Annotated in this window: 17 protein-coding genes; 8 read left to right on the top strand and 9 right to left on the bottom strand. The window is 40.6% G+C overall.

From position 1 onward, the window contains the following. The gene (locus tag V2H41_RS10880) at nt 1-762 is read right to left on the bottom strand and encodes a GLPGLI family protein (RefSeq protein ID WP_330975182.1); all 762 of its coding nucleotides are present in this window, start codon (nt 760-762) and stop codon (nt 1-3) included. A gap of 7 nt (nt 763-769) precedes the next feature. After that, on the bottom strand, nt 770-3,556 hold the full coding sequence (locus V2H41_RS10875) for an outer membrane beta-barrel family protein (protein ID WP_330975181.1): 2,787 nt from the start codon (nt 3,554-3,556) through the stop codon (nt 770-772). A gap of 277 nt (nt 3,557-3,833) precedes the next feature. Here V2H41_RS10875 and glgB point away from each other — a divergent pair, with 277 nt between their 5' ends. Further along, nucleotides 3,834-5,798: a 1,4-alpha-glucan branching protein GlgB gene (glgB, locus tag V2H41_RS10870; RefSeq protein ID WP_330975180.1), complete on the top strand. Its 1,965-nt coding sequence runs from the start codon at nt 3,834-3,836 to the stop codon at nt 5,796-5,798. Nucleotides 5,799-5,871: 73 nt separating this feature from the next. Here glgB and argS read toward each other — a convergent pair whose 3' ends face one another. Continuing rightward, complete coding sequence (argS, locus tag V2H41_RS10865) at nt 5,872-7,644, bottom strand: arginine--tRNA ligase (protein WP_330975179.1); 1,773 nt, start codon at nt 7,642-7,644, stop codon at nt 5,872-5,874. A 76-nt stretch (nt 7,645-7,720) separates the two neighbouring features. Between argS and V2H41_RS10860 the strand changes: the two genes are divergently transcribed. Then, entirely contained in the window at nt 7,721-8,260 is a 540-nt protein-coding gene (locus tag V2H41_RS10860; protein WP_330975178.1) for a GtrA family protein, read from the top strand. Nucleotides 8,261-8,274: 14 nt separating this feature from the next. Here the strand turns inward: V2H41_RS10860 and V2H41_RS10855 are convergent, their stop codons facing one another. From V2H41_RS10855 to V2H41_RS10840, 4 genes are all read right to left on the bottom strand, one after another. Then, nucleotides 8,275-9,603, bottom strand: coding sequence for a TolC family protein (locus tag V2H41_RS10855; protein WP_330975177.1), 1,329 nt, complete (start codon nt 9,601-9,603; stop codon nt 8,275-8,277). 44 nt (nt 9,604-9,647) lie between these two features. Continuing rightward, nucleotides 9,648-12,761 carry an efflux RND transporter permease subunit gene (locus V2H41_RS10850; RefSeq protein WP_330975176.1) on the bottom strand — a complete coding sequence of 1,038 codons (3,114 nt, stop codon included), beginning with the start codon at nt 12,759-12,761 and terminating at the stop codon, nt 9,648-9,650. An 84-nt stretch (nt 12,762-12,845) separates the two neighbouring features. Beyond that, nucleotides 12,846-13,904: an efflux RND transporter periplasmic adaptor subunit gene (locus tag V2H41_RS10845; protein ID WP_330975175.1), complete on the bottom strand. Its 1,059-nt coding sequence runs from the start codon at nt 13,902-13,904 to the stop codon at nt 12,846-12,848. Between the two features lie 83 nt (nt 13,905-13,987). Then, complete coding sequence (locus V2H41_RS10840; RefSeq protein ID WP_330975174.1) at nt 13,988-15,124, bottom strand: 5-(carboxyamino)imidazole ribonucleotide synthase; 1,137 nt, start codon at nt 15,122-15,124, stop codon at nt 13,988-13,990. A 163-nt stretch (nt 15,125-15,287) separates the two neighbouring features. Here V2H41_RS10840 and V2H41_RS10835 point away from each other — a divergent pair, with 163 nt between their 5' ends. Further along, nucleotides 15,288-16,463: a L,D-transpeptidase family protein gene (locus tag V2H41_RS10835; RefSeq protein WP_330975173.1), complete on the top strand. Its 1,176-nt coding sequence runs from the start codon at nt 15,288-15,290 to the stop codon at nt 16,461-16,463. A 20-nt stretch (nt 16,464-16,483) separates the two neighbouring features. On the opposite strand, the gene V2H41_RS10830 is transcribed toward V2H41_RS10835, so the two are convergent. Continuing rightward, nucleotides 16,484-17,287 (bottom strand): 1,4-dihydroxy-6-naphtoate synthase, encoded by an 804-nt coding sequence (locus V2H41_RS10830; RefSeq protein ID WP_330975172.1) that lies wholly within the window; start codon nt 17,285-17,287, stop codon nt 16,484-16,486. Nucleotides 17,288-17,316: 29 nt separating this feature from the next. Beyond that, entirely contained in the window at nt 17,317-17,961 is a 645-nt protein-coding gene (gene mqnB / locus V2H41_RS10825; protein ID WP_330975171.1) for a futalosine hydrolase, read from the bottom strand. Between the two features lie 54 nt (nt 17,962-18,015). Here mqnB and V2H41_RS10820 point away from each other — a divergent pair, with 54 nt between their 5' ends. From V2H41_RS10820 to V2H41_RS10800, 5 genes are all read left to right on the top strand, one after another. Next, nucleotides 18,016-18,426, top strand: coding sequence for a 6-pyruvoyl trahydropterin synthase family protein (locus tag V2H41_RS10820; RefSeq protein WP_330975170.1), 411 nt, complete (start codon nt 18,016-18,018; stop codon nt 18,424-18,426). A gap of 59 nt (nt 18,427-18,485) precedes the next feature. Next, nucleotides 18,486-18,899: a 6-pyruvoyl trahydropterin synthase family protein gene (locus V2H41_RS10815; RefSeq protein ID WP_330975169.1), complete on the top strand. Its 414-nt coding sequence runs from the start codon at nt 18,486-18,488 to the stop codon at nt 18,897-18,899. A 26-nt stretch (nt 18,900-18,925) separates the two neighbouring features. Further along, nucleotides 18,926-19,522 (top strand): GTP cyclohydrolase I FolE, encoded by a 597-nt coding sequence (folE, locus tag V2H41_RS10810; protein ID WP_330975168.1) that lies wholly within the window; start codon nt 18,926-18,928, stop codon nt 19,520-19,522. Nucleotides 19,523-19,607: 85 nt separating this feature from the next. Further along, nucleotides 19,608-20,498, top strand: coding sequence for an ACP S-malonyltransferase (gene fabD, locus V2H41_RS10805; protein ID WP_330975167.1), 891 nt, complete (start codon nt 19,608-19,610; stop codon nt 20,496-20,498). A gap of 26 nt (nt 20,499-20,524) precedes the next feature. Continuing rightward, nucleotides 20,525-21,808: an amidohydrolase gene (locus tag V2H41_RS10800; protein ID WP_330975166.1), complete on the top strand. Its 1,284-nt coding sequence runs from the start codon at nt 20,525-20,527 to the stop codon at nt 21,806-21,808. The last annotated feature ends 27 nt before the right edge of the window (nt 21,809-21,835 follow it).

Genomic DNA, 21,835 nt, shown 5'->3' with positions numbered 1-21,835 from the left:
CTACAGAAAGGTGCGCCAAATCATAGGATGCAACCAACGCTCGGCATTTTTCCATTCCCTAGCGCGTGATTTGCTGATATCTGTAAGGATCTTCATCATTTCGTCATAAGATTTCTGCTTACCCTTTGTAGGAGGTTTTATATCAGGAGTAGAAAGTGTTACAGAAGTTGCAACCCAGCTGGTATAAAGCCGTGGGATGGTTACACCTAATATCATGCCCGGAAGTCCGTGCAAACCCATGGGCCCACCACTAATTTTTATTTCATCAGTATAAAAAGCAAAGACATATACACTGTCAAACAAAATGGTGCTGGCACGACGACATTGAAATCCTGCTATATTAGTCTGATCATTAGGATAAATTCTCCATTGGATGTTTGGCAGATCACCAGAGATGATATAATTATCATCGATAGATTTCAGATTTATAAACTTATTATTGGTATAGTCATTATACCAATAATCATCCTCGCTCACCCTGCCCAAAAACATCATGCCTGCATTTCTTTTATCTGCCGAACGGTCAAATCTAAACACCCCTTTATTATCATTAAACTCATACTTATAATAAGTGACATTGAACTGAGGCAGGGAAGCTACAATACTCTCCCAAAAAGAGCTTTCCTCATCCTCCAATAAGGCTTTCATCATACGGTGCACATTCGTTTTTACTTCAAACTCTATGGAACCGTGGGTAATAAACTTTTGAGCGTATAACACTCCAGATTGCATTAACAATATGATGACGATGATGTTTCTCATTTTCATACTAATTTCTAGTAGAAGTATTATTTTTACTAATATTCCAAACAAAAGAAATCAACCAGAATCTTTGTAGTGTCATGCGATAAGTTTCTCGAAAGCTATAACTATCAAAGTTTCGGTTATACCCTCTTTTCTGATTAAGAATATCATAAACGGACAACCTTGCTTCAAACTGATTCTTATAAATACGCTTAGTAAGATAGCCGTTCCATATGGTATAATTGTTATTTGTCGGAAAACGCGGATCTTTTTGGATAAATATAGAATTGAGATCGGTTCTAATTTCAAAATTCAATGGCAGTTGTACATTTCCCCACAGATTCAATTCTCCACTCCAGTATTTAGCATTTGCTGTAGTATTAACCGTAGCCTTTGTATTATTATACGACACTTGCGGATACAAACCAATATCAAACTTCTGGCTCAGATTCTTGTTGATATTCATCGAAAGGCTGTAAACATTTCGTTTGGTGATATTCTTAACCGCCATACCATTATTGGAATTAAAATTAGCTACATAATCCACATTTCTAATAAAATCATATCTTCCCATTACACCTAATCTAATTCCAGGACCTTTCCATTTGAAATCATAATTCAAATAAGATGAAACATTCGCCATACCGTTCGTATTTACGGTATAATACCTACGAATCCCCTGCACAAATTCACTAAACTGCACAAAAGCATTCTGGGTAAAATTATAGTTTACAGCCGCCCACATGCCTCTTTCTTTCAAGGTTTTATATGTACTGTAGGAAAGCGAAAATCTATGATTGAAAGACGGCTTCAACAGTGGATTACCTACGTAAATATTTAGAGGATCTGTATTATTGGGAATAGGCTGCAACTGGTTTAATGAAGGAGCATTGCTATTTCCGTTATAGTTAAACCTGATTGATTCACTGTTTTTGATTTTATAAATAAAGTTAAGTCTTGGTGAATGGTTTACGAAATGATAACTACGATCTGTGCCGTTGGTTAAATCTTTCTGCATATAATTGGTAAATGCTGCAGCAGTTCCGAAAGACAAGTTTACCTTTTTTCTATTAAAGCGAAAACTTATACCCGGCGCATTGCTCACGTTATTAAACTCATAATTATTGCTCAAAGAATCGATAAACTGCGAATAATTGCCTATTCCATCGTTGGCATAAATACGCCTATCGTTTTTATTACGATTTAGCGTGAAACCATAACTCAGTTCCAGATAGAAATCTTGCATTAACGGTTCTGTATAGGTGAGGCGAGTATTAAAATTATTGGAAACATTATGCGATAATGTCTGCTGATCGATAATATGCGAACTATCTACACTTCCGTTTTCATAAAAATCCAGTTTTGAATATAATAAAGCATCCCCATTGGAGGTTATATGATTTAGGTTTGCGTTAATAGAAAGTGTTCTATATTGTTTTTTGAACTTGTGCATCCACAGCAGATTCGTATTGAAATTCTTATTATCGTTTTTACTACTGCCTACCCTATCATTCTGGTTAATCAAGGCGCTGTCAACTGTACGGTTCTCACTATAATATCTGTAATCCGATTCCGTAACATTTGTATTATACTGTGTTGTCAACTTAAGGGTATTCATTGAATCAAGCTTCGTCTCATAAATGAGATTTGCACCCTGTTTGATATTTGAGCTGAAAGCCGCATTATCGGTATATGATAGCCATGTAGAGTCTGGAAGAAAATTTCTAGAATAGGTCTTTGTTTCAGAAGGTGCATTAATTTTCGTGATCCTATATCCAGCATTAATACTGTGTTTGTCCTCATTGAACTTATTATTATAATGTACACCGCCGTTCCAGTTAGTAGGGATACCCTCGCTTTGATTGTAGTTATCGTTATTCATTGTTATCGTAACGGATCCTGCATCTCCCACAACGATGTCTCCTCCACCTCCGAATCGCACTCTGTCGTTCCAGTCCAGATTGAGGTATCCGGTATTACTCATAATACCATATGCAGAAAATTTTCGTTTCCCTTTAAAGGCATTAAACATTAAAGCATTACTAAATTTATCCTGATCACTGAGGAGGTTTTTGTTTTTAAGTCCCCCTCCTACTTCGGCCTTACCAAAAAATCCTTTCTTTTTGTCCTCTTTCAACACAACATTCATTGTTTGTTTGCTCTGTCCATCATCAATACCGGTAAAAGCGGCCTGGTCACTCTTCCCTTTATACACTTGCACATCTTTTACCATATCGGCTCTAAGATTTTTGGTAGCGATACCGGGATCACTTCCAAAGAATTCCTCGCCATCTACCAGAAACCTTTCAACTTTTTCACCCAGAGCTGTAATCTCACCATTACGGTCTACCTGTACGCCGGGTAATACTCTCAACAACTCTTCCAGTGTAGCGCCTTCTCTAACCTTAAAACTATCTGCAGTATATATGGTGGTATCTCCTTTGATTCTAATAGGTGCGCCGGTTTTTACAATCACTTCCTCCAGTACTTTACTTTTAGACAACATGTTGATAATGCCCATGTTCAAAGAACCACGATTGGGGCGCAGCGTTTCGCTAAAATCAGCAAAATAAGGATGGGTTACTAATACTATGATCCCCGATGTATCCGGAGCTTGTAATTCAAAGCGACCATTAGCATCCGTCCGAGTATGTGCCAACAGCAATGAATCCTTTTCATGTATGGCCACTACTACAGCATTTTCAAGGCTCCGATGCTCAGCCGAGTCTACTAAAGTGCCTGTAATGCCTGATGTTTGTCCATAGGTTATATTAATGACTAATAAGGTAAAAACCGTTAAGCTAAATCTCATATAAAGCATTAAATAATTGACCAATAGTATGACGTAGTTTTTCCTGACTCTCACAAAGAAACGAAAAATCATCAAAATTACGAATTTTAGCAATTATTACTAAATATTCGTAATAAAACGACACTAACATAAAGCCATAAATATCTAAGGTACTAATACCTTCCAGTAACAAATACCATAATTCGGCAAAAAGCTATATTTCCTCGGTAAACAAAGACTTATAGACATGGATTGTTGCGCTAAGGTGTTTTTTCGTAAATTGCTGCAAAGAGTAACAATGCCTATCAATCTTCAGCAATTACAGGAACAATTCGAAAGAGAGCACTTCATCGACACCACAAAACCTGTGTGGAATTATTCCCTGCTAACTGATGAAGACATTAAAAACTTTCAGAATGGTACACACTATACCCTATATGAAAAATTTGGCTCGCACTCTATTAAAGTGAACGGCATATGGGGTATGTACTTCTGTGTATGGGCCCCCAGTGCCAAATTTGTAAACGTTATAGGCAATTTTAATAATTGGAACAAGCTGGCGCATCCGCTGCATCCGCGTTGGGATAAAAGTGGCATATGGGAAGGCTTCATCCCTCATTTTAAGCTAGGAGAGGTTTACAAATACCATATTGTGGGAGCCAATAATTTTATTGGAGACAAAGGCGACCCTTTTGCACATTTCTGGGAGCTAAAACCCCTTACAGCATCCATCACTTGGGATCTATACTATGCATGGAATGACCAGGAATGGATGCAAAACAGGAAAAAACATAACGCGCTGAACGCGCCATGGAGCGTATATGAAGTACACTTAGCCAGCTGGCAAAGACCAGAGCCCGGCAATGAACATAAATACAATACTTACGATCAGATAAGAGAACGATTGGTACCTTATGTAAAAGAAATGGGCTTTACGCACGTAGAGCTCATGCCCATTGCAGAACACCCTTTTGATGGCAGCTGGGGGTATCAAATTACAGGTTATTATGCTCCCACATCTCGTTTCGGAGATCCTCAGGGGCTCATGCGACTTATCGATGCTTTTCATCAAGAAGGGATCGGTGTCATTCTGGATTGGGTGCCCTCTCATTTCCCTTACGATGCACATGGATTGTACATGTTTGATGGCAACCACACCTACGAATATGCCGATATGCGTAAGGGATTTCATCCAGATTGGAACAGTTATATCTTTAATTATAAAAGAGGAGAAGTAAAGTCCTTTCTTATCAGCAATGCTCGTTTTTGGTTCGATGTATTTCATATCGATGGTATACGTGTAGATGCGGTCAGCTCTATGCTAAAACTGAATTATTCTAGGAAAGAAGGCGAATGGGAACCGAATGAATTTGGAGGCGATGGTAACCTGGAAGCCATACAGTTTATCAAAGACCTCAACGAAATGGTATACCGAGATTTTCCCGATGTACAAACCATTGCCGAAGAAGCTACCGACTGGCCGGGTGTTTCCAAACCCACCTACACGGGAGGACTAGGTTTTGGCATGAAATGGATGATGGGATGGATGCACGACTCTTTAAACTACTTTAAACGCGACCCCATATATAGAGCACATCATCAGAACGACTTTACATTTAGCATGATGTACTACTACGACGAAAACTTCATGCTACCCATCAGTCATGACGAAGTAGTACATGGCAAAAGTCCGCTCATTTTTAAGATGCCGGGAGACCTCTGGCAAAAATTCGCCAACCTCCGGCTATTTTTTACTTATATGTGGACACACCCTGGAGCTAAGTTGCTATTCATGGGCAGTGAATTCGGACAAACCAGCGAATGGAATTATAAAAGTGAATTAGACTGGCATTTATTACAATACCAAAGTCATAGAGGCGCACAGCACTGTTTGAAACAGCTGAATCAACTATTAAAAACCGAGCCCGCCCTACACATCAAACAGTTCACTACCGATGGATTTGAATGGGTAGATTTAAATCATCGTGAAGAATGCGTAATAGTATATAAACGTAAAGGTGAAAATCCAGAAGACGATCTACTGATTGTATTAAATATGACTCCGGAAGTACGAACCGACTGGGTTATAGAAATCACGGGCAAACAGTATACTCAGGAAATTTTCAATTCTGATTTAAAAGAGTATGACGGAACCGGAGATGTGTATAATCCTCAAATTAGATGCGAATGTGTTGATGCAATCGAACAACGATACCGCATTACCATCAATATTCCACCTCTGGCCGGACTGATTTTAAAATAGTATTGCCACCTAAAAAGGGGGTACAAACATGTACCCCCTCAGTTTATCTGCTATAGACATTAGCAAAGTAGCCTTACATACGCTCGGGCACTTTGATACCCAGCAAGCGCATAGCTTCCGCAATGGTATTGGCTGTAAGCTGCGATATTTTTAATCGCAATTGTTTCTTTTCCTCACTTTCAGCATTGCGTATGGAATGTGCTGCATAAAAGCTGTTGTACAGCTTCGCCACATTGAATGCATAAATAGCAATCAATGAAGGGTTAAATTCGGCTGCGGCCTGCTGAAGTGTTATATTGAATTGCTCTAACAAAACAAGCAATTCTTTCTCGAGTTTTAAAAGCTCAGATGTTACCGGCGCATCATTTTTAATCGTTTCATTCCTCAACACAGAACGGATGCGCGCATGTGTGTATTGGATAAATGGCCCGGTAAATCCATGAAAATCGATGCTTTCTTCAGGATTAAAGATCATTCGTTTTTTAGGATCTACACGTAGCAGGAAGAATTTTAGTGCCCCCAGGGCAATTGTTTCGTAAAGCTCATTAAGCTCAGACTCTGTGAAGCCACTCACCTTACCCAATTCCTCTGTTTTTGCTGCTGCCACTTTCACCAGCTCATCCAGTAAATCATCAGCATCCACTACAGTACCCTCACGGGTTTTCATCCGTCCGGTGGGTAGTTCCACCATCCCGTAACTCAGATGATGGATTTTATCAGCATACGGCTTACCTAGCTTTTGCAATATCAGTTTTAGTACTTTCATGTGATAGTTTTGCTCATCAGCTATCACATAAATGCTTTCATCATAAGGGAAGTCTTTGTACTTTTCGTCTGCAAGCCCTAGGTCCTGAGTAATATAAACTGAAGTACCATCCTTACGCTGTACAATTTTCTCATCCAGCCCGTCAGCGGTTAAGTCAATCCATACACTACCATCTTCTTTCTTGTAGAATACCCCTTTCTCCAATCCATCCTGTACAAAAGCTTTTCCCAGGAGGTATGTTTCGCTCTCGTAATAGTTTTTATCAAAATCGGCTCCAATGCGTGTATATGTCTGATTAAATCCTTCGTAAACCCAACCGTTCATTTGCTTCCACAATGCTACCACTTCTGCATTTCCTTGTTCCCAGTCTACCAGCATTTGCTGTGCAGCCTTCATGATGGGAGCATTCTTTTCGGCTTCTTCTTTACTCATGCCCTCCTCCATTAAAGCAGCAACCTGCTTTTTATGTTCTTCACCAAACTTCACGTAATAATCACCCACCAGATGGTCGCCTTTTATACCAGTACTTTCGGGTGTAGCGCCGTTGGCAAACTCTTTCCAAGCAATCATCGACTTACAGATATGAATGCCGCGATCGTTGGAAATACAGCTTTTGAACACCTCATGGCCTTGCGCTTTCAGCATTTCTGACACACTCCACCCCAGAAAGATATTTCTAAGATGCCCCAGGTGTAAGGGCTTATTGGTATTGGGCGAAGAATATTCCAGCATGATCTTTTTAGCAGCACCCGCATGCTCCGTCTTTACGTGTGCGTAATGCTGATCTAGGAACTTCAGCCAGTAAGAATCACTAATTGTAAGATTTAAAAATCCCTTTATAACATTATATGCAGTAAAAAGATGTGGATAGTCGGCAATTAGTTTTTCTCCTATTTCCTTGCCCACCACCTCAGGGTTGCTTTTCAGCTGCTTAATAAATGAAAAAAGTACTAAAGTATAATCTCCTTCAAATTCAGGCTTTGTAAGATTTATAGCAATAGTATCCTCCTTAAAATCCTGATTATAGAGGCTTTTCAATGTTGACACAATTACAGGCTTCAGTTCCGCGACAATGCTCATACCATTAAATTTTGCTGCAAAAATAAGAAACCAACCCTCACAAATAGTTTTAAATACCAATATCTTCGCAATTCCGATGAGACAGCTTTTTTATAGTGCCAGAAAACTGATAATCCCAGTCATCGACTTTTTTTATCCACCATTTAAAAAGCTGATGCCTCTGCAGGCATTCCGATACTTGGTGTGTGGTTCAGCCAATACGCTTTTTGGATTGGCAGTATTCTATGTAGCTTACCATTATATTTTCCGAGAAGAGGATTTCAATTTTCGAATATATGCATTTGAGTCCTATACGGCAGCGCTCATCGTTTCTTTTACCGCCTCTTTTTTATTTGGATTCTTTCTAATGAAGTATATCGTCTTTGACGATAGTAAAATCAAAGGTCATGTACAGTTATTTAGATACCTATTAGTATGCTCTTTCAACTTACTATTAAACTATGTATTACTGAAAGTGGCGGTAGAAGGTTTGCATATTTATCCCACTTTTGCGCAAATAGGCACTACGGCTATTATTATCATAGTAAGTTATCTAGCCCAGCGTCACTTCTCATTCCGAAAAAAGAAAGTATTTCCAGATTATGTAGAAGAGGAAGACCACTCCAAGAGTCTGTAAGATGTAAAAAAACTTTACTTAATAATATCACCCTTTAACCGCAACAGCTCCGTTTCTGCACGTTTTAAATTGTAACGAGCATCAATCAAGCGGTCGTAAGCCTGTGCTAAACTGTTTTGGGCTTCACGAAGCTGTACCAGTGTAGCACCACCAAGTTTGTAAGCTTGGAAAACAATATCTACGTTTTCCTCCGCCAGTAAAATATTCTCTTCTTCAAGCTTTAAGGCGTTTTGCTGCTGTATGTACTCCTTAAAAGCATTTAATACTGCTAGTCTAATAAGAGAACGTTGGTTCTCATACTGGAGTTGCTGCAGAGTAATATTCAGCTTATCCTGTTTTATTTGACGCTTTACTGCAAATTGATTAAAAATAGGAATTCTGGCAGTAAAGCCATAATTATACCCATGAAACTGATTAAATAAGGTAGAAAAATTGTTCAGCACTTTTTTATTCGAAGTACGACTGAAATTGTAGGCCGATCCAAAAGACAAAGTAGGCCAAAGTCCCGCCTTGGTTTCTTTCAGTTCATACTCTGCAATATCAATGGCCGAGCGTGCACGCAGCAGTGTAGGATTGGTACGTTCCAGACCATCCTGCACATCTCCCAAGGTAATGTCAAAATTTAAAGGAATAGTATCTGGGATTGTAAATTCATGTTCTTGAATCTTGCTGTTCATCACCTGAAGTAATTGACTCTTGAGCTGTGTTACCAGCGTCTGCTGGCGCATTTTTAACGCCTTCTGTTCATTCAAGTCCACTTTACTTTGCAATACATCAGGCTTGGTTCCGCTTCCGATATCCAGCTTATATTGTGCTAGGTTGGCTCTTTCTTCGTTTAGCTCAATCTGAACATCCGTAGCTTTAATCAATTGTTGTTGTCTGGCGATATTATAATAGATGTTGATTACTTGCGCAACAGTATTAATCACTTGCTCTTTGGCGCTATAGGCTCCGGATTCCAGTAATGCGGCTACCTTATCGCGTGTAGCAAACATGCGCAACCCATCGAAAAGCACCCAATCCAATCCTAAACTCCCCTGAATATTGTTCGACCTTACATTATTGGATTTCCGCTCGCTACCGTCTGCCAGCGTTTGTCTTTGATTATTATTATTGAATGTAGCACCGGCGTTTATATTTACAGAAGGTAAGAAAACGGCATTTCTGTAACTGTAATCGATGGCCGCCACTAAAGAATCGCCTCTGGCAAGCTGGATATCGTAGTTATTTTGAAGCGCAGTAGCAATGGCCTCTTCCAGTGTCAGCACACGTTGCCCGTTTACTGAAATCCAGAAACAAGCTGACAGTATTGCCGCAATCTTCTTTATGAACGTAACCCTCATTTTTTCGATATAACAAAAACCTATTAAAGCTCTTTATATAAAATTTATGCAGTAACCAATTCTTTTGTCTCAGATAGCTCATCCTCTTCTTTCAGCAGCTCTTCAAACTCCCGGTTTTTCTTATTAGCAGACATATAGCTGTATATGGCCGGCAGTACATATAATGTAAGAATTAAAGAGAAGGTGATACCCCCTACAATTACGATTCCCAAAGGTATGCGACTGGTAGCTGCCGCTCCTAATGACAATGCAATAGGCAAAGCTCCTAAAGCCATCGCCATACTAGTCATCAAAATAGGACGCAAACGCTGGCAGGCAGCAAAAACCACTGCCTGTGGCTTCGACATGCCGCGCCTCCGGCTTTGATTAGCAAACTCCACAATAAGAATACCGTTCTTCGTAACCAAACCGATAAGCATAATCATACCTATCTGTGAGAAGATATTCAGCGTTTGGCCGAATATCCATAAGGATAGTAAGGCACCTGCCAATGCCAATGGCACCGTAATCATAATAATAAACGGATCTATAAAGCTTTCAAACTGGGCGGCAAGCACTAGATAAATGAGCCCTAAAGCTAGCAAAAAGGCAAATGCCGTATTACTACTACTTTCTTCAAAATCTCTTGCCGATCCCGTAAGTGATGTGGTGAAGCTTTCATCCAATACTTGATTGGCAATACGCCTCATTTCCTTAACGCCATCGCCTACCGTATAACCTTCAGCCAAATTAGCCGATATAGTTGCCGATTTATATCTGTTATAGTGATAAATTGTAGGTGGTGTAGTAGACTCTTCCACCGTAGTGATGTTATCCAAACTAATCAATTGTCCGGATTTATTACGTACAAATATTTTCTTGAGATCATCAGGATCATTTCGATCCAACCGATCTACCTGTGCAATTACCTGATACTGCTTTCCACTTCTGGTAAAATATCCCAACCGCTGATTACTGTATGCCGTCTGTAACGCTTGTGAAACATCTGCAACGGATACGCCTAGCTGTGCAGCTTTAAGTCTATCAATACGTACTCTTAGTTCAGGTTTATTGAACTTAAGATCGGCATCTACTTGTTGCAGTATATCGCTCTTATTAGCTTCCTCCAGAAACTTAGGCAGCACTTCGGCCAGTTTATCGAAGTTGTTATTCTGAATTACAAACTGTACAGCCTGCCCCCCACGTCTGTTTACCTGAATAGTCTGATCCTGTATCGCAAATGCCCTAGCCTCTGTAAATTTAGAAACATGGCGGTTCACATATTCTACAATTTCTTTTTGAGAGCGCTCCCGCTCGGTAGGAGGCACCAGCCTTACGCGTACAAACCCAGAATTTGCATTTCCGCTTTGCCTAGACCCTGCCAGAGAAAGTACGATTTCATGTTCAGGAACCGAATCCATTATGAATTTTGACACCTTATCGATATACCGGTCCATAGCATAGAACGAAGTACCTTCCGGCGCCGACAAACTGAGCCTAAACTGACTCTTATCTTCCAGGGGTGCTAGCTCAGACTGAATATTGGTTCCAATAAAGTAAATAATACCAAAACACACTAGTACAATCACCCATGCCATCCACCTCACTTTCATGAACGCTTTCAGCGTACGTTCATAAAGTTTTTCCATACCCAGAAAAAAGGGTTCTGTTTTTCTATAGAACCATGAATGATCATGTACATTTTTCTTCGCAACAAATACATTCAGCACCGGCGTTAGGGTCAAGGATACAAAAGCTGATATTAGTACCGCTCCTGCCACTACAATACCAAATTCACGGAACAGACGTCCCACAAAACCTTGTAGGAACACAATAGGAAGGAACACGATCGCAAGCGTAATAGAAGTAGCAATTACTGCAAAGTAAATTTCTTTGGATCCCTCGAGAGCGGCTCTGCGTTTACTTTTGCCCTGTTCAAGCTTTTTAAAAATATTCTCTGTAACCACAATACCATCATCCACCACCAAACCTGTGGCCAATACAATGGCAAGCAGCGAAAGCACATTAATGGTGTACCCCATTATGTACATGATGAAAAAAGCACCAATAAGCGAAACCGGAATATCCAGTAATGGCCTGATGGATAAAATCCAATCGCGGAAAAACAGATAGATAATAATTATTACCAGGCCAATGGCAATGAATAAAGTTTCTTCTACTTCTTTAATAGATGTCTTAATATAAGTAGTCTGATCGAGGGCAATTTTCAAGGTAATATCCGAAGGTACCTCTTTCTTTATCTCTTCTAGGCGTTTGTAAAACTCATTTGATATGGAAACATAATTCGCTCCTGGCTGAGGAATGACAGCTAATGCAATCATTGGTACGGCACTCTCCTTCAACTGCGACTCTTCATTTTCAGGACCCAGCACTACTTTCGCTACATCCTTAATACGTATGTCTGCACCGTTTTCATTTCTTATGATTACATTCTCGAACTCTTCTTCCGTATCTAAACGTCCAAAGGTTCGTATGCTCAACTCGGTATTTTCTCCTGTAAGTTTTCCAGAAGGCAACTCTACATTTTCACGCTGCAAAGCGGCCTGAATATCTCCTGTAGTTACTTTCAGTGCGGCCATTCTATTAGGATCGAGCCATAACCGCATAGCAAACCGCTTTTCACCCCAGGTATCAATGCTACTTACTCCAGGAATAGTTTGAAGACGATCTACCAACACATTCGTGGCATACTCACTCAGCTCCATAGGGTTTTTGGTATCACTCTGCACAGTCATGGCTAGGATAGGCTCGGCACTGGCATCAGCCTTACTCACTGAAGAAGGAGCTTCTAAATCAGGAGGTAAGCTTCTTTGTGCAGCCGCTACTTTATCGCGCACATCATTAGCGGCAGCTTCCAGATCTACTCCTACTTCAAATTCAACATTGATATTACTGACACCATTACTACTGATAGAAGTGATATTTCTGATACCCGGAATACCGTTGATAGCATCCTCGAGCGGCTCTGTTATCTGAGATTCGATAATATCAGCATTGGCGCCTGCATAAGTAGTACGTACGCTGATATTGGGAGGATCGATAGCAGGATAATCCCGAACTCCCAGAAACTTAAACGAGATGATACCAAATACAATAATGATGATATTCATCACTATTGCCAGAACCGGTCTCTTTAAACTTAATTCAGAAATATTCATTAAAAAATCTCCCGCTTCGGCTATTTACAAATAAAAAAACGATATATGACAAGCTATTGGGGAAACCGCTTTCTGTCGATTCCTCTAATATACAATCCTTCCTATCTCAATCTTCGAGTCAGGCTTGGTGCTCATGACACCAGATACTACAATCGTATCCCCTTCTTTTAGGCCTCTCTCCACAGCCACTCTGGCCGAATCCCGTCCGCTCAGTTCCACTTCGGTAAATACAGCTTTACCCTCACGGTACACAATTACCTGCTTTCCTTTTATCGTAGGAATAACTGCTTGTGATGGCACAAAAATTACATTTCGCGGAGCGAGCTCAATTCTAATTTTAGCAAAAGCGCCCGGTACTAATCCTGCAGTGTTGCCAACTATTTTCGCGCGCACGTCCAGCGTTCTGCTATTCAGTGTTACATTTGCAGATGTTGCATATATCTTTGCCGTATAGGTTTCACTACTTCCCTGAACGGTAAAATGTACCATCTGCCCGTTTTCGATATTACCAATATATTTTTCAGGAATAGAAAAATCGAGCTTTAATTCTTCTACCTGATTGATAGTGGCGATTACCGTGGACGGCGTTACATAAGTACCAGGACTAATATTCTTTAAACCGATTTTTCCACTGAAAGGTGCACGCACTTCTGTTTTCTGAATATCGGTTTTCACTACATCAATATCGGCCTGAATATTATTCAGATTTAACAATACGGCATCATAATCGCTTCGGCTAATAGCCTGAATTTTTAATAATTGTGCAGCCCGTTCTTCATTGGATTGGGCTATTGCCAGCTGCGACTGCAGTTTTTTGAGCTGAGCCTGCAAGTCACCATCATAAATCTTGGCCAGTAAAGTACCTTTCGACACCACTTTACCTTCGGCAATATTGAGTTGCACAATGCGGCCTGAAACCTCCGGATGTATTTCGGTTGCCTCATTGGCGACAATCGTACCCGGCACTTCGATTATTTCCGCATACGGTGCTACTTTAGCAATATAGCCATCCAGTTTTGACGCAGCACGTTTTCCGTTATTATTCCCTCCCTTTGCATTGTTTTGCTTCTGTCCACAAGCAGCAAACAGCAGGCAAACAATTGCTAGTAATATTCCGTTTTTGTTTAAAAAAATCAGTAGCATTCAAAATCGTTAATCTAAATGAATAAGCAGATGATGTTATTATGAGACGTTCAAATCTACAAAACCTTTTGTTTTTACCTGACTTACTCATGGGGAGTTTTGGCAACTACAGATAAATTATGCTTTATCTTATTTGCCTTATGAAGCAAATCGGCCTTTTCTTTACTGATGATGGTTACATGCCCCATCTTTCTACCAGGCTTAGTATTTTTCTTACCATAGATATGAAAAAATGCATTTTCCAACTTTAACATTTCCTCCAACCCCTCATAATGAGCTTCTCCGCTGTGCCCTTCCGCTCCCAATATATTTTGCATGAGCGAAGGCATGATAGCATCGGTACAACCCAACGGATAATCGAGCATAATTCTCCACAGCATATCAAACTGCGAGCTGTAATGTGCCTCGATAGTATGATGGCCGCTGTTATGCACCCGGGGGGCCGTTTCATTTACCAACACATCGCCCGAAGGCGTAACAAACATTTCTACTGCAAAAAGACCGGCAGATTGAAAGTTTTTCACTGTGGTAAGAGCAGTTGCTTCGGCTTTAAAATAAACTTCTTGACTCAGCTCTGCCGGACAAAGCTGATAACTCAACAGGTTTAGCACATCGTCAAAAACCATTTCCACCGGCGGATACATGGTTATTTTTCCATCATTAGCTACCGCCACCATAAGTGCTATTTCTTTTTCGATAGCCACTTTTTTCTCCAATACGCTTTCTGCATCAAACCCCTTCTCTATATCAGATTCATTCTCAATTATTTGAACCCCTCTGCCATCGTACCCTCCTTGCCCCAGTTTGTGTACTGCTGGCAGCAAGTGCACGTGTTGTCTTAATTCTTCCAAATTTTGCGTTACGACAAATTCTGACGTAGGGATGTTATAATCAGCGTAATATTGTTTCTGACGAACTTTATTACAAATAATGCGCAATACCTGAGGTTTCGGAAAAATTCGTTTTCCTTCTTTTTCCAATTGCTCAAGCGCGTCAATGTTTACATTTTCAATCTCTATAGTGAGGGCATCTAAATTTTTTCCAAAATTGTAAACATCATCATACCGGGTGATATCCCCTTTTGTAAAATGATGACATAAATGAGCTGCAGGACATTCAGCATCATTTTCCAATACATATGTTTCAACGGGATAATTGGCTGCCGCCTGTAACAACATTCTGCCTAATTGTCCTCCCCCTAAGATTCCGATTTTTCGCATGTCGCAAAGATAGGTAAGGGTGTCATATGCACCTTTCAGTTTATAACATTTAGTTATGGAAATTTTCAACTCTTATATTCTAAATTTGTATATATTATTCAAAACATTGCATAAAATCGTAAATATTTCATTTTCTTCGCAGTACCACAGGCAACCTTTTTTGATGATGAAAAAGTTTATTTGGACAGTAATCCTTCTGATTGGTTTTGTTTCATTACAAGCTCAGACCTCCACTTTTGACGTCTCCACCTCTTCTTTCTTAACTTATCAACTGGGATTTCAGCGACCACGAGAATCCTTTGCCAGAAAAGAAGCTGCTTTAAAAGCTCTCTTTGCTGCCAAAAACCTAATTTGGCCGGCCAGATATCTGTACATACGTTCGTTTAAGTATGACAGTCAGCTAGAGGTATGGGCTAAAAACAAACTGGAAGAGCCCTATAAGCTTGTTAAGATATACAAGGTGTGTGCTCTTGTAGGAACACTAGGACCTAAAAGATTTGAAGGCGACTATCAGGTTCCGGAAGGATTCTATCATATCAGTGGTTTTAATCCAAACAGCAATTATTACTTATCCCTTCGGTTAAATTATCCTAATGCATCTGACCGTGTATTAAGCGACCCGGTAAGACCTGGAGGCGATATCTATATCCATGGAGGTTGCTCCACTGTGGGTTGTATCCCCATCAAGGATGACCAGATCGGGGAATTGTATGTGATGACCGCCAGCAGTAAAGCTGCAGGACTGGACTTTATCCCAGTACATATTTTTCCTGTGAAATTTGATGTGCAGAAAAGTTACGAATACATCAACACGCTCACTAAAGACAACCCGCAATTAAAAGCATTTGCCTCTAAATTGGAAGATGCTTTTGATTATTTCGAAACATATAAACAGGTGCCGGTGGTGATGATTAGAGACGATGGAGAATATGTTATTAAAGACGCCCTTCCCAAAACACCTAAGTTTCAACCTAAGGTGCGCCCCACCAGTAATCACAAACCTACTGTGCGTAAAATTGACTTCTTACCTACTTCAGTGGCTAAATGGCCTGAGTACCCGGGTGGTGCTGCTGCTTTTTCTAAGTATCTGAAAGAGCTTAGCAAAGAAATGGAAAAAGTACTTCCCGATGATGTTACTAGAGCCTTTGCTCAGGTAGAATTCATTATCGATACTGATGGCTCTGCCGTAAACTTTAAAGTACTGAAAGGAGTGGATGACTACTTCAATGCGGTGTTGGTAGAGAAAATGGAACAAATGCCTAAATGGTCTCCAGCTATTTACCAGGGCAAACCGGCAGCCAAAAAAATGGTACAAAGCATTCAAGTGGGACAGGAATAATAGAAATCTATATGATTCTATTACTGTGCTATTTTCTCGAAAATGCTCCTTAATACCTCAACAGCTTTGTGACCTTCGGGGCCCAAGTTGAGGCTATAATTATTAACGTATAATTCGATGTGCTGACGCATTACTTCCTCACTCATCGTCTGTGCGTGCTGCTTTACATAATCCGAAACTTGAGGATATCTGTCAAACGCATATTGTAGACTCTTATTGATAAGCGTGTTTACTCTTTGACGCAACTCCTCTCCCAACGATTCTTTGATAACAATACCCCCCAAAGGAATGGGCACCCCCATTTTTGTCTCCCAATATTCGCCCAAGTCCATTACTTTATGCAAACCTTTTTGCTGATAAGTAAATCGGTTTTCATGAATAATTACACCTAAATCGGCTTCACCACGCACTACTGCATCTTCGATTTCATGAAACACTTTGAAAGTTTTATGAAGCGCCCCCGGATAGGCAAAGCTGAAAAGCAGATGGGCTGTAGTATTGATACCAGGTAACACAACAGTAGCTTTATTTACATCGTCCGTAGAAAACGGCCTATCGATGCTGCTAATCAGCAATGGTCCAACCCCCTTCCCCAATGCACTACCTGCATCTAACAAACGATACGTAGTAGCTGTTCTGAAATAAGCCGGAAAACTCAGTTTGGTAATATCCAGCTTCCCCTCCAATGCCCACTGATTAAGCGTTTCCACATCTTCTAATACTGGCTCAAACTTTATATCTCCCGTATCTATTTTACCATTTACCAGTGCATCGAAAATAAAAGTATCGTTCGGACAGGGAGAAAAACCTATTGATATTGTCATCTAATTTCAAAATTAAACATGAACAAATACTATATCACTCCATCTTTCAGCACCCCAATAATGCGCACTAACTCCTCATTCAAACGCGCCAAGGACATTTTAAAATCCCATTTTTCCTTGTTACGCTCTCCTACATAATTCGAAACGGCTCGCATTTGCAAAAAGGGGATTTTCTCCAGCTTCGCCACATAATGCAATGCTGCACCCTCCATCGATTCCAGTACAGCACCACGCTCTTTTAACAATGCAATTCTTTTTTTGTTGGTGGATATTTCATTCACCGTCACGGCTGATACTTGTGGCAAACCGCAACTCTTTAAAAGCTTTTTATAAGGATTAAACAAACGGCCGTTTATAAAAGGGGGTTGATTCGCCCTCATGAGCCCCAAATCGAACACCGAGCGCCAATGCTGTTGCTCCATCACACCCAAATCCGCAATCCCATCCTTTGACACCGCCAATACGGCTCCCAATGGAATGTTTTTATCAAAACTCCCCGCCAAACCTGCTTGGATGATATAGCGGGGCTTTTTTTGCCACAAAACCTTGGTTAGTGCATAAGTAGCTGATAGCATGCCAATACCTGTAATCAGCACATCAACTTTATTTTTCCTCAAAAAGGATGTAGAAGCTGCTATTTCAAGCTTTGTAGCAGATAGAACCAGAACATTCATAAAAAAAATGTTGCAGCAAATGTCGGTATTCTTTCTAAATATTACCTTTGCGCGATGGTATATCTGACAAGAAAAGAGCATTTTAATGCCGCCCATCGGCTTTACAATCCGAATTGGGACGAGGAAAGGAATCAGGCGGTTTTTGGCAAATGTGCCAATCCCAACTGGCATGGGCACAACTACGACCTATACGTTACCGTAAAAGCTCGGCCACATACGGAAACAGGGTTTGTATTTGATGTAAAAAGATTGAGCACCATTATCAGGGAACATATTATTGAAAAGCTAGACCATAAAAATCTTAATGAAGATGTGGATTTCATGAAAGGCAAAATGTGTAGTACCGAAAATCTAGCAATCGAAATCTGGAAACAATTGGAACCACACATTCCTGCCGGTGTACAGCTTCACTGCATAAAGCTCTACGAAACTCCCCGCATCTATGTGGAATATTTTGGAGAATAATTTTTTAACCCTGAACGTACGTTCCTGTATATAAAATCGTAAAACAGACTGAATTATTAATGAAAGTATCCGTTTTCAGAGAGGAACATTTTAACGCAGCCCACCGCTTATATAATCCGGAATGGGACGAAGCTACCAATACGCAAATTTTTGGGAAATGCGCTTCTCCCAATTATCATGGACATAATTACGATATTGTGGTCAAAGTAACCGGAGAGATCGACCCGCAGACGGGATTTGTAGTCAATATAGTAGAGTTAAGCAATATCATTAAGAGAGAAGTAGTAAGCCGATTTGACCATAAAAACCTTAATTTAGATACAGAAGAATTTAAAAATCTTAATCCTACAGCAGAAAATATCGTTATCGTTATTTATAACCTTATCCGGCCTCATATAAGTGAGCATCTCGACCTTCAAGTGAGGTTGTATGAAACTCCACGAAACTTTGTAGAATACCCGGCCGGCAGGTAACACCCGTATCACAATTTTAGAAAAGCATGTCCTATAAAAAAACAGAACATTACGATACCCCAATCACGGAGCAACTCATCCGTCATTATAAAGAAATACTCACGCTGTTGGGTGAAGATGCCTCGCGTGAAGGATTACTAAAAACTCCGGAGCGTCAAGCAAAAGCCATGCAGTTCATGACGCAGGGCTACCAGATGGATGCACATGCTATTATCAACTCCGCCAAATTTCATGAAGATGTTAGCGAAATGATTGTGGTGAAAGATATTGAACTGTATAGCATGTGTGAGCACCATCTACTGCCTTTCTTTGGCAAAGCACATGTAGCCTATATTCCTAACGGATGGATTACGGGGTTGAGTAAAATTGCTCGCGTAGTAGATGTATTTAGTAGACGGCTACAAGTACAGGAAAGATTAACGGTACAGATTATGAATGCCATTAAAGAAACCCTCAACCCTCTGGGTGTAGCAGTAGTAATCGAGGCAAAACATCTGTGCATGATGATGCGAGGCGTGCAAAAACAAAACTCGGTTACTACAACTTCTGCTTTTGATGGAGAATTTCAAAAAAATCCCACCCGAAGCGAGTTTTTAAAATTAATCAGTGCAGATTTGCATTAACAATAAAGCTAAAGGGTAGCCGCATTTTGCTGAAACTTTAGCCCGGTTTATAAATAACTATATTTAGAAAAAAAGTCATAACAAGATGAAGCATGCTTTCGTTTTCCCCGGACAAGGTTCTCAGTTTACCGGAATGGGAAAAGATCTTTACGAACAAAGTGTATTTGCCAAAAAGCTGTTTGAACAAGCCAATGAGGTGCTGGGATTCAGAATCTCCGACATTATGTTCAATGGCTCAGATGAGGAATTAAAACAAACCAACGTTACCCAGCCTGCAGTATTTCTGCACTCTATCGTGGCTTATAAATCCATCCAAGAAGCCAAACCCGATATGGTGGCCGGGCATTCATTAGGAGAATTTTCAGCACTGGTGGCCAATGGCACCATTAGCTTTGAAGACGGTCTGAAACTAGTAGCTGTGCGTGCCAGCGCTATGCAAAAAGCATGTGAAATTACACCTTCTACCATGGCAGCCATTATCAACCTGCCCGATGAAAAAGTTGAAGCAATTTGCGCCGAAGTACAAAAAGAAACCGGCGAAGTAGTGGTTCCGGCCAACTACAATTGTCCGGGGCAGCTGGTAATAAGTGGCAGCATCAAGGGCATCGAAGTGGCCTGCGAAAAAATGAAAGCTGCAGGAGCAAAACGCGCGCTGGTACTACCTGTTGGCGGCGCTTTCCACTCTCCTTTAATGGGACCTGCAAGGAAAGAACTTCAAGAAGCCATTGAAAAAACCGATTTCCATACACCTATCTGCCCCATCTATCAAAATGTTACTGCAAAAGCTGTATATGATAAAGATGAAATCAAGCAAAACCTCATTGCGCAGCTTACTGGAGCAGTACGTTGGACACAAACCATCCTATCGATGGTAGAAAATGGAGCTTCCAAATTCACCGAATGTGGTCCCGGAAAAGTTTTACAAGGACTCATTCAGAAAATTGATAAGAATGTAACTGTGGAAGGTGTTAGCTAAAATGATTTTTTAGCTAACTTAGGAAAATGAGAAAAATATTCCTTAGCCTGTGCCATTTTATTGCACTTCCGCTTTTTGCACAAAACATCGAACAACTGATTGCACAAAAAGCAGAAGCTATACAACCCAAGCTCGTAGAATGGCGCAGGCATATTCATCAAAATCCGGAACTCAGCAATCGCGAGTTTAAAACCCAACAATACATCTTAGCCCATCTTAAAAAGCTGGGCATTGAAACCCAAACGATGGCCAAAACCGGCGTCGTGGGTATCCTGCGAGGAGGCAAACCGGGTCCTGTAATAGCCCTTCGCGCCGACATGGATGCACTTCCCGTAGAAGAACGTAATGACCTGCCCTTCAAATCCACTGTAAAAGCCGAATATTTGGGAGAGCAAGTACCTGTAATGCATGCGTGCGGACATGATGCGCATGTGGCTATTCTCATGGGCACTGCGGAAGTGTTGGCTTCGATGAAAAAAGACATTCCCGGAACAGTAAAGTTCATTTTCCAGCCTGCAGAAGAAGGCGCTCCCCCCGGTGAGGAAGGCGGCGCCAGTCTTATGGTAAAGGAAGGTGTGATGGATCATCCGAAAGTGGATGCCATATTCGGTTTGCATATTGAAAGCTGGATTGAAGAAGGCAAAGTATATTACAAACCCGGGCCTTTCATGGCTGCCAGCGACCGATTTACTATTAAGATAAAAGGGAAACCCTCACATGGTTCTCAACCTTGGAAAAGTATAGACCCTATCACCACAGGAGCTCAAATCATCAATGCCATTCAGCAAATTGTAAGCCGACAGGAAGATCTCACCAAAGCTCCAGTGGTAGTTACAGTAGGTAAGATACAAGCTGGAGTTCGTCATAATATTATTCCAGGAGAATTGGAGATGGTAGGTACCATTCGCACTTTTGATACCACCATGCAAAATGATGTACATAGACGTCTCCAACATATCGCCACTCATATTGCAGAAGCCAATAATGCTACAGCAGAAGTGGTCATATACAAAAACAATCCTGTTACTTTCAATGATATTGAACTGACCCATAAAATCGTTCCACTACTACAGAAAACAATCGGAGCAGAAAACGTGCAGGAAACACGATGGGTAACCGGAGCAGAGGATTTCGCCCATTACGGAAGCAAAGCTCCTGCCGTATTTCTTTACTACGGCGGAATGCCTAAGGGTAATGACCCTACCAAAGCCCCGCCTCACCACACTCCTGAATTTATGATTTCAGATGCTATGCTCTATAATGGAGTAAAGGTTTTTTGTAATATAATTTTTCATTTCACTAAATTGTAACATACACTGCATTCGATATCAATTCCC

The organism is Niabella digestorum, from assembly GCF_036409055.1.
GTDB lineage: Bacteria > Bacteroidota > Bacteroidia > Chitinophagales > Chitinophagaceae > Niabella > Niabella composti.
This window is presented reverse-complemented; position numbering and strand designations above follow the sequence as displayed.